8 protein-coding genes and 1 pseudogene are annotated in these 9,108 nt (G+C 62.8%); 7 read left to right on the top strand and 2 right to left on the bottom strand.

Annotation, left to right across the window (positions count from 1 at the left end; genetic code table 11):
* The 3 genes and pseudogenes from I8N66_RS15745 to I8N66_RS15735 all read left to right on the top strand — a co-directional run.
* A pseudogene (locus tag I8N66_RS15745) lies at positions 1–610 on the top strand (C4-dicarboxylate ABC transporter); the annotation flags it as partial.
* Positions 610–1,569 carry a GlxA family transcriptional regulator gene (locus tag I8N66_RS15740; protein ID WP_291155034.1) on the top strand — a complete coding sequence of 320 codons (960 nt, stop codon included), beginning with the start codon at positions 610–612 and terminating at the stop codon, positions 1,567–1,569. The pseudogene I8N66_RS15745 and the gene I8N66_RS15740, both read left to right, overlap by 1 nt.
* Before the next feature lie 55 nt (positions 1,570–1,624).
* Complete coding sequence (locus I8N66_RS15735; protein ID WP_113539462.1) at positions 1,625–2,923, top strand: amidohydrolase family protein; 1,299 nt, start codon at positions 1,625–1,627, stop codon at positions 2,921–2,923.
* Positions 2,924–2,942: 19 nt separating this feature from the next.
* On the opposite strand, the gene I8N66_RS15730 is transcribed toward I8N66_RS15735, so the two are convergent.
* Positions 2,943–3,800, bottom strand: coding sequence for a MurR/RpiR family transcriptional regulator (locus I8N66_RS15730; RefSeq protein ID WP_291155032.1), 858 nt, complete (start codon positions 3,798–3,800; stop codon positions 2,943–2,945).
* Positions 3,801–3,876: 76 nt separating this feature from the next.
* Positions 3,877–4,956 carry a spermidine/putrescine ABC transporter substrate-binding protein gene (locus I8N66_RS15725; RefSeq protein ID WP_291155030.1) on the bottom strand — a complete coding sequence of 360 codons (1,080 nt, stop codon included), beginning with the start codon at positions 4,954–4,956 and terminating at the stop codon, positions 3,877–3,879.
* A 162-nt stretch (positions 4,957–5,118) separates the two neighbouring features.
* On the opposite strand from I8N66_RS15725, the gene I8N66_RS15720 reads away from it, so the two are divergent.
* Genes I8N66_RS15720 through I8N66_RS15705 form a run of 4 tightly spaced genes read left to right on the top strand, consistent with a single transcriptional unit; the run spans position 5,119 to position 9,082 of the window.
* Positions 5,119–6,213: an ABC transporter ATP-binding protein gene (locus I8N66_RS15720; protein WP_291155028.1), complete on the top strand. Its 1,095-nt coding sequence runs from the start codon at positions 5,119–5,121 to the stop codon at positions 6,211–6,213.
* Position 6,214: 1 nt separating this feature from the next.
* Entirely contained in the window at positions 6,215–7,117 is a 903-nt protein-coding gene (locus I8N66_RS15715) for an ABC transporter permease (RefSeq protein WP_113539465.1), read from the top strand.
* Between the two features lie 7 nt (positions 7,118–7,124).
* Positions 7,125–7,955, top strand: coding sequence for an ABC transporter permease (locus I8N66_RS15710; protein ID WP_113539466.1), 831 nt, complete (start codon positions 7,125–7,127; stop codon positions 7,953–7,955).
* Positions 7,956–7,957: 2 nt separating this feature from the next.
* Positions 7,958–9,082: a P1 family peptidase gene (locus tag I8N66_RS15705; RefSeq protein WP_291155025.1), complete on the top strand. Its 1,125-nt coding sequence runs from the start codon at positions 7,958–7,960 to the stop codon at positions 9,080–9,082.
* Positions 9,083–9,108 lie beyond the last annotated feature (26 nt).

The raw sequence follows: 9,108 nt of genomic DNA, 5'->3' as shown, positions 1-9,108 counted from the left end.
CTTCGCGCTTGCCTATGTCGTTGCCAGAGGATTTCTCGGGCGGCAACAGTCGCGCGATACGACCCTTCCGCCGCTTCTCATTCCGGGGGTCGCAACCTTGGACATCGCCGTCACCGGCCACGCCATGCCGTTCTCCTGGGCGCATGAGATCAACATGCTCGCCTTTTCGGTCGGCAGCGTCATCGCCGCGGTCTTCGTTGCGCTCATCTTCTCGCGGCTGCGCCACGAAGACCCTCTTCCCCCGCTTGCCCGACCGTCATTGATGGTTCTCGTCGCGCCCTTCGCCGTCGGGTTCCTCGCCTATACCAATGTCACGGGCTCGGTCGACCTCTTCGCCACCGTCCTGTTTTACTTTGCGCTGTTTCTGATGCTCGTCCTTTCGCCGATGGTGTTCCGCTCGCATATTCCCTTCAGCATAGGCTGGTGGGCCATAAGCTTCCCGCTCGCGGCCCTGTCTATCGCCTTCTTCCGGTATGCCGCGTTCGTCGACAGCGCTATCCTCACCGGGCTGGCCGGGCTGTTCTTCCTGTTGCTTACCGGCGCCATCACGGTCGTTTTCTATCGGACGGCCAGCATTGTCCTGACCGGGAAACTGTTCGAGGTTCGCTAATGGCCGTTCACAAGGTCGCCATCGTCGCGATGCAAGGGGTGCAACTTCTCGACGTCATCGGACCGTCCGACGTCTTCGCGGAGGCCAACCGGCAGAGTGGCGCCGATTATTACTCGGTGGAGGTTATCAGCACTTCTGGCACCCCCGTACGAGGATCGTCGGGGCTCGCCCTCGTTCCTGACCGCTCGATCGAGCAGGGGATTTCCGATGTAGATACCCTGCTTGTTGCCGGAGATCCGCTCATTCAAGAACGGCCGTTACCGGCCTCACTCCTTGAATGGGTCAAGGAGGTTTCCGCCCGCGCCAGCCGCTTCGGATCGGTGTGCTCCGGCGCCTTCGTTCTTGGCGAAGCGGGCTTGCTGAATGGCAAACGCGCAACGACGCATTGGTCGCAAGCGGCAGAATTCAGCAAGCGCTTCCCGGACGTGAAGCTCGAGCCCAACCGGATTTTCACCAAGGACGGCAATGTCTGGACCTCGGCCGGTGTCACGGCTGGCATCGACCTGGCCCTTGCCATCGTCGAGAAGGACCTCGGCCTCGAGGTCGCCCTCAAGGTCGCGCGTGAGCTGGTTGTCTTTCTCAAGCGGCCGGGCGGCCAGACCCAGTTCAGCACCCTACTCGCCGGCCAGGTCGCGCAGAAGACACCCATTCGCGCAGCGCAGGATTTTATCGCCGACAACCTTTCTGCCGACCTCGGTGTCGCAGCGATCGCCAGACGCACCGGCATGAGCGAGCGGAACTTCTCCAGGCAGTTCAAACAGGATGTGGGCATGACGCCCGCCGACTACGTCGAGAGCATGCGGCTTGAGGCAGGGCGCAGGCTTGCTGAAGACACCACCATTCCGCTCAAAAAGATTGCCACGGATATCGGCTTCCATGACGATGTCGCCTTCCGTCGCTCCTTCGTCCGCCGATTCGGCACCTCGCCGGCCGCCTACCGCAAGAGCTTCGGGTCATAAGCGTCACCTGCAATGATCCGGTTTTCTGACGCCGCAACACCGGGAGCAGCCAATCATGTTCGATCTGATCATCCGTAACGCCAACCTTCCGGACGGGCGACAGGGTTTCGATGTCGGCGTCAAAGGCGGCAAGATCGCCGCGATCGAGAAGGTTCTTGTCGCAACGGCCGGCGGCGAAATCGATGCCACCGGCCGCTTGCTCAGCCCGCCCTTCTGCGATCCGCATTTTCACATGGATGCAACGCTGTCGCTCGGCCTGCCGCGCATGAACGTCTCCGGCACGCTGCTGGAAGGCATCGCGCTTTGGGGCGAGCTGCGCCCGTTGCTGACCAGGGAGGCGCTGATCGAGCGGGCGCTGCGCTATTGCGACCTCGCCGTCAGCCAGGGTCTGCTTGCCATCCGCAGCCACGTCGACACGTCCGACCCGCGGCTGGTGACGGCCGAGGCACTGCTGGAGGTGAAGGAGAAGGTCGCACCCTATATCGACCTGCAGCTCGTCGCCTTCCCGCAGGACGGCTATTTTCGCGCGCCTGAAGGAGTGGCGTCACTGAACCGCGCGCTCGACATGGGCATCGGCATCGTCGGCGGCATTCCGCATTTCGAGCGGACGATGGAGGATGGCGCCCGCTCGGTGGAAGCGCTTTGCCGGATCGCCGCCGACCGCGGCCTGCCGGTCGACATGCATTGCGACGAGACCGACGATCCGATGTCGCGCCACATCGAGACGCTGGCGGCTGAGACGGTCCGCTTCGGTCTTCAAGGCCGCGTCGCCGGCTCGCATCTGACCTCGATGCATTCGATGGACAACTACTACGTCTCCAAACTCATTCCGTTGATGGCGGAGGCCAAGATCAACGTGATCCCCAATCCGCTGATCAACATCATGCTGCAGGGACGCCACGACACCTATCCCAAGCGCCGCGGCATGACGCGGGTGAAGGAGTTGATGGCGGCCGGCCTCAACGTCTCCTTCGGGCACGACTGCGTCATGGATCCCTGGTACTCGATGGGATCGGGCGACATGCTGGAAGTGGCTCACATGGCCATCCATGTGACGCAGATGGGCGGGATCGAGGACAAGCGCAAGATCTTCGACGCCATCACCGTGAATGCGGCCAAAACCATGGGCCTTGAAGGCTACGGCCTCGACGTCGGCTGCAAGGCCGATCTCGTCTTGCTGCAGGCGGCCGATGTCAGCGAGGCCCTGCGGCTGAAGCCGAACCGGCTTTTCGTCATCAAGGCCGGCAAGGTCATCGCCAGAACGGCGCCGCGCATCGGCGAGCTCTTCCTCGATGGGCGGCCGGCCTCCATCGACATCGGGCTGGACTATATCCCGAAGACGACGGGTCGCTGAGCATCAGAGGCGGCGGACTTCAATCCTCGAAGTCGCCGAAAACGTTCTGCAATCGGGTCAGCTGCGCCACACGCTCGCCGACCTCGTCGCCGAGCACGACGATGACGTTGCTCAAGAGCAGGTCCATGACCGCGACCGTCGTCGCAGCCCCATCCCAGAGCGGACCATGGGAACCGGGCACGATGAGGCAGACGTCGGAAACCTCGGGCGCCCAAGGGCAGAACTCGTCGGTGAAGAGGATAACCTTGACGCCGGCCCGGCGCGCCTCCTCCGCCAAGGGCCGCGCCTTTGCGGCGAAGCGGCGCACGTCGTGCAGAAACAGCACCCGACCCTCGACGGAGCCGTCGAGCAGCTCGGCATAGGTGCCGTTGAGGCCGTCGACGAACTGCACCCGCGACCGGGTATAGGAAAGCTGGCTGGCGAAATATTGCGCGATGCCGCGCACGTTCTGATAGGCCGCGACATAGACCTCGCTGGCAGAGATCAACGCATCGATCGCCTGCTGCCATTCCGGCGCGGTCGTCAGCTCGTAGATCATGCCGAGATTATCGATCTGCTGCTGGATCAGACCGGCAAGCAGCTTGCCTTCGCGATTGTCGTCGCGAAGTCGGCCGACCGATCCCTTCACCTGCCAGGCTGGATTGTTGGAGCCGTCGCGCCTGAGCTCCAGTTTCAGCTCGTCGAGACCGTCGAAGCCCATGCGCCGGAGATAGCGCCCGACCGTCATCGGCGAAACCTCAAGCCGGGTCGCGATCGAGCGTGCCGTCTCGAAGGGAATGTCGGCGAGATTACGCTCGATGTAGTTGGCGATGAGCTTGTCCGATTTCGAGCGTCTGAGCTCGTCGCTGCGCACCAGCTTCAGGATTCGCTGTGCCACGTCCCCTCCCCTTGCATGATCGAAGCGGGACACCGGCAAGATTGCGCCGCATATCCCGCTCCGTCGCATCGCACATTTATTGCGCCGTCTTGACCTTGGTCCAGACCCGATCGAGCTGGCGCACGGCAGGGCCGAGATCTTCGAAGATCTGCAGCTTCTGCATGGTTTCCGGCGGCGGATTGATTTCCTTGCTATTCTTGATCTGCTCGGGGGTCAATTGTCGCGCAGGCACGTTGGCCGTGCCGTTCGTCTGCTGCTCGATGTTGAGCGCCGCCACTTCCGGACGGGTGTAGAACTGCATGAACTTGATGGCGTTGTCCTTGTTCGGCGCGGTCTTCAGAACGCAGATATCCTCCTGGTACATCGTCGCGCCTTCCTCCGGGATCACGTAGCCGAGATCCTTCGGATTGGCGAAGACGTCGACCATCGAGCCGACGAAGAAGTGACCGGCCGCCACGTCACCGGCCGCGACCATCGGGCGGGTGTCATAGGTGAAGGCGGCGACATCAGGCTTCATGGCGATGATCGTATCGGCCGCCTGCTGCAATTCGGCGGGGTCGGTGGAGTTGACCTTATGGCCATTGAGGATGAGGCCGACCGACAGCACCTCGCGCATGTCGTCGAGCAGCGTGAACTTCAGGCCCTTGGCCTTCGCTGTCTCGATCAGGTCGCGCCAGCCGGTCACGTCCTTGCCGAGCAATGTTCGGTTGTAGAGAATGCCGACCGTCCCGAACGCATAGGGCAGGCAATACTCGCCCTTCGGGTCGCTCTTGGCGCGCAGGAACGTCGGGTCGATGTTCTTGAAGCCCTCATAGGCGTTGATGTCGGTCTTTTCGAGCAGGTCGAGCTTGGCCATGATGTCCTGCATATGTACCGACGGGAAGACGATGTCGTAGCCCGTGGCGCCGCCCTGAATCTTCGCCAGCATCTCCTCGTTGGAGGAATAGGTCGAGAGATTGACCTTGATCTGGGTCTCCTCCTCGAACTTCTTCAGCACGGCCGGATTGATGTATTCGCCCCAGTTGTAGATGTTGAGCTCGGCTGCTTGCGTCGTCCCGAACAGGGCGGTCAGCGCCGCCAGGGAAAGTGCCACAGTGCGTGCACGGGTCGCGAAAGCTCTCCTGCCTCCGCGGGTCGTCCCGTTTGTCATCGTCATCGAAATTCTCCTCTGATGGTTCTGGCCGGACGGCCTGGCACGGCCTTTGCCGGCCGCTTCCGGATCACGGCTTCTCGTGGCCGTTGACTCCGATAGGCAAATGGTATCCATATATCGAAAACGCACAAGCGTTAATTGCATAACATTTTGGGGAACAGAAGTATGCAGAATTCCATCGTCCGGCTGGTGGAGGCGAGCAAGGCCTTTGCCACTCCGGAAGGCGGCACCGTGACCGCTCTCGACCGAATCAATCTCGATGTCCGCCGCAACGAGTTCCTGACCTTGCTCGGCCCTTCCGGTTGCGGCAAGACCACACTGCTGCAGGCGATCAGCGGCTTCGTCGAACTCGACGGCGGCTCGATCCTGATCGACGGCGAGGACATGACGGACCGGCCGCCCTATCGTCGCCCGGTCAACACCGTCTTCCAGAACTACGCCCTGTTTCCGCATATGACGGTCGGCGAAAACGTCGCCTATTCGCTGGAGGTTGCAGGCGTCGCTAAACCGCAGCGTCAGGAAAAGGTCGCGAGCGCCCTGAAGATGGTCGGGCTCGAAGGCATGGAAGCACGCAAGCCGCGCCAGCTCTCCGGCGGCCAGCAGCAGCGCGTGGCGCTCGCCCGCGCCATCATCGCCCGGCCGAAGCTGCTTTTGCTCGACGAGCCGCTGTCGGCGCTCGACAAGAACCTGCGCCAGGCGATGCAGATCGAGCTCAAGACGCTGCAGAACGAGCTCGGCATCTCCTTCATCTTCGTCACCCATGACCAGCAGGAAGCGTTGACGATGTCGGACCGTGTCGCGGTACTGTCAGGCGGGCGCATCCAGCAGCTCGATACGCCGCGCGCCATCTACGACCATCCGGTCAACACCTTCGTCGCCACCTTCATCGGCGCCAGCAATCTGTTCGAAGGCAGGCTCGACGGCGACCGGCTGATGACGGCTGACGGCATGGCGATCCGCCACCAGCCCTGCGACCGGAAAATCTCGACACAGGCGACAGCGCTGATCCGTCCGGAGCAGTTCTTCCTCGCCGAGGATAACGCCCCCTTTCCGACGATCGACGTCGATCTCGACCAGATCGTCTTCGTCGGTTCCACCTTCGAACTGTTCGGTCGCACCGCCGAAGGCCGCAAGGTCGTGGCCGAGGTCCCGGCCAACCGCCGCAATCTCGTCGGCACGGTTGAACAGACCCGCAAGGCGCGGCTTGCCTACGATCCCGCCGCCGTGCACCTGATCGGCGCGAATGCGGGGGCTGCGTGAGATGACGATCGCCAGTCGCCGCCGCTTCCAGCTTGCGCTCCTGCTCGGGCCCGTCTCGGCCTTTCTCGCCGTCTTCTTCCTCGGTCCGCTCACGATCATGATCGTGACGAGCTTCCTCGCACCCGGCCTTTATGGCGGGGTGGAATGGACCTTCTACCCGCATAATTTCGGCCGCATTCTCGGCTTCGCCGATCCGATGTTCGAGGAGTTCGACCCGATCTACATCGCGATCTTCCTGCGCTCGATCGAGATCGCCGCCCTGACGGTGCTCGCGACCCTCTTCGTCTGCTACCCCGCGGCCTTCTGCATCGCCCGGCTATCCGAGCGCTGGAAGAATTTCTGCCTGTTCCTGATCACGCTCCCCTTCTTCACCAGCCTGATCGTCCGCCTGTTCGTCTGGGTGCTGATCCTGCGTCAGACCGGCCTCGTCAACGAAGTGCTCCTATCCACGGGCCTGATCGAACGGCCGCTCGATCTGATCTACACCAAGGGCGCGATCATCCTCGGCATGACCTATGTGTTCATTCCCTTCATGTTCATGCCTGTTTATGCGAGCGTCGAGAAACTCGACTGGACGCTGGTGCGCGCCTCGCTCGATCTCGGCGCCGGCCCCGTGCGCACCTTCTGGCGCATCATCCTGCCCTTGACCGCACCCGGCATTGCCGGCGGCGCCGTCATCGTCTTCATCCCGGCGCTCGGCAACTTCGTCGTGCCGGCGGTGCTTGGTGGCGCCAAGGTGATGATGTTCGGCAACCTGATCGAACAGCAGTTCCTCGCCGCCCGCAACTGGCCCTTCGGTGCGGCGCTGGCGATGATGGTGATGAGCGTCATGCTGATCATGATGATCGCCCATGTGATCATCTCCGGACGGCGCAATGCCGCCGCCGCGGCACTGGCACGGTGAGCGCCCCATGAAGATCGCTCGATCCCTTTTCACCGGCGGCCTGCTTGCCTACACCGGCCTGTTCTTCGCCTTCATCTACATCCCGCTCGTGGTCATCGCCGTCTATTCGTTCAATGCCAATCCGGTGAACATGATGACCTGGACGGGCTTCACCACCGAATGGTACGCGCAGGTTCTCGGCTTCAAGACCAAGATCTCCGAGAGTGCGCTCTACATCGAATCGACCGGGCAGTTGCTGCAGGCGGTGTGGAACAGCCTCGTCATCGCCGCCTCCACCACAGCCATTGCGACCGTCTTTGGCACGGCGATCGCGATTGCCCTCTATCGCTTCGAATTCGTCGGCCAACGCTTCTATCGGGTGGTGATGTTCATGCCGATGCTGATGCCGGATATCGTGCTCGGCATCGCGCTCCTGATCTTCTTCGTCAATTCCGGCATCAATCTCGGCCTGACGACGATCATCATCGGCCAGTGCACCTTCCTGATCTCCTACGTCTTCATCGTCGTCTCGGCCCGCCTTGCCGGCATGGACCGCACGCTGGAACACGCGTCGGCCGACCTCGGCGCCAACGAATGGATGACCTTTCGCCGGGTGGTGCTGCCGCAGCTTTTCCCGGCGATCGTCGGCGGCGCGCTGCTCGCCTTCATCATCTCGATGGACGATCTCGTCATCACCTATTTCATCGCCGGCGTCGACGTCACCACGCTGCCGATGTTCATCTTCTCCATGCTTCGGCGCGGCATCAAACCGGAGATCAACGCCATCGCCGTGATGATGCTGACCTTCTCCTTCGTCGTCGCCTCGCTCGGCCTCTACCTTCGCTCCCGGCAGAAATGATCATGAACGACAAAACCTCTACGCCCCCCAGCGCCCGCGCCCGCGATATCGGCCTGCCCTTTTCCGGCCGCACCGGTTGCTTCAACGCCATCACCGATGTCGAAGGCATCGCCGTCGGTTTCCGCACCATCGAGGAGCAAACGCCGCGCCCCGGCCGCAAACGCCCAGTGCGCACCGGCGTCACCGCCATCCTGCCGCATGCCACCTCGGAAACGCCCGTCCCCGTCTATGCCGGCGTGCACCGCTTCAACGGCAACGGCGAGATGACCGGCACCCACTGGATCGAGGACGGCGGCTTCTTCCTCGGGCCCGTGATGATCACCAACACCCATGCGGTCGGCATGACGCATCACGCCACCATACAATGGATGCTGGAACGTTACCGCACGACCTACGACACCGACGATTTTCTCTGGCTGATGCCGGTGGTGGCTGAAACCTATGATGGCGTTTTGAACGACATCAACGGCCAGCCGATTACCGAAACCGATGTGCACGCGGCACTCGACGCCGCCACGTCCGGCCCGGTCCAGGAGGGCAATTGCGGCGGCGGCACCGGCATGATCGCCTATGGCTTCAAGGGCGGCACGGGTACGGCTTCCCGCGTTGTCGAGTTCGGCGGCCGCGACTACACGATCGGCACGCTGGTTCAGGCCAATCACGGCCAGCGCGACTGGCTGACGATCCGCGGCGTTCCGGTCGGCGAGCACATGCGCGATGGCACGCCGCAAAGCCAGATGCAGGAGCGCGGCTCGATCATCGTGGTGATCGCCACCGACCTGCCGATGGCGCCCCACCAGTTGAAGCGCCTGGCACGACGGGCGGCGATCGGGATCGGCCGCAACGGCACGCCCGGCGGCAACAATTCCGGCGACATCTTCCTCGCTTTCTCGACCGCCAACACCCAGCCAATGGCGCACAAGGCGCCGCCGCGCCTGTCGCTGGAAATCGTCAACGACGAACTGCTCGATCCGGTCTATCTCGCGACCGTCGACAGCGTCGAGGAAGCGGTGGTCAACGCGATGATCGCGGCGGAGGATTCCGGCGGCACGGCCCATGATCGCTTCAAGATCCAGGCGATCCAGCATGAGCCCCTGATGGAGGTGATGCGGGCCTATGGCCGATAGCCGACGGCCTTAGCGACACCTCGAGG

Source organism: Ensifer sp. SSB1 (assembly GCF_016652895.1).
Classification (GTDB): domain Bacteria; phylum Pseudomonadota; class Alphaproteobacteria; order Rhizobiales; family Rhizobiaceae; genus Ensifer.
This window is presented reverse-complemented; position numbering and strand designations above follow the sequence as displayed.

Coding starts and splice junctions, on each gene's coding strand:
- I8N66_RS15705 (WP_291155025.1), top strand. CDS start 7,958: ATGAACGACAAAACCTCTACGCCCCCCAGCGCCCGCGCCCGCGATATC.
- I8N66_RS15725 (WP_291155030.1), bottom strand. CDS start 4,956: ATGACGATGACAAACGGGACGACCCGCGGAGGCAGGAGAGCTTTCGCG.
- I8N66_RS15710 (WP_113539466.1), top strand. CDS start 7,125: ATGAAGATCGCTCGATCCCTTTTCACCGGCGGCCTGCTTGCCTACACC.
- I8N66_RS15740 (WP_291155034.1), top strand. CDS start 610: ATGGCCGTTCACAAGGTCGCCATCGTCGCGATGCAAGGGGTGCAACTT.
- I8N66_RS15735 (WP_113539462.1), top strand. CDS start 1,625: ATGTTCGATCTGATCATCCGTAACGCCAACCTTCCGGACGGGCGACAG.
- I8N66_RS15715 (WP_113539465.1), top strand. CDS start 6,215: ATGACGATCGCCAGTCGCCGCCGCTTCCAGCTTGCGCTCCTGCTCGGG.
- I8N66_RS15720 (WP_291155028.1), top strand. CDS start 5,119: ATGCAGAATTCCATCGTCCGGCTGGTGGAGGCGAGCAAGGCCTTTGCC.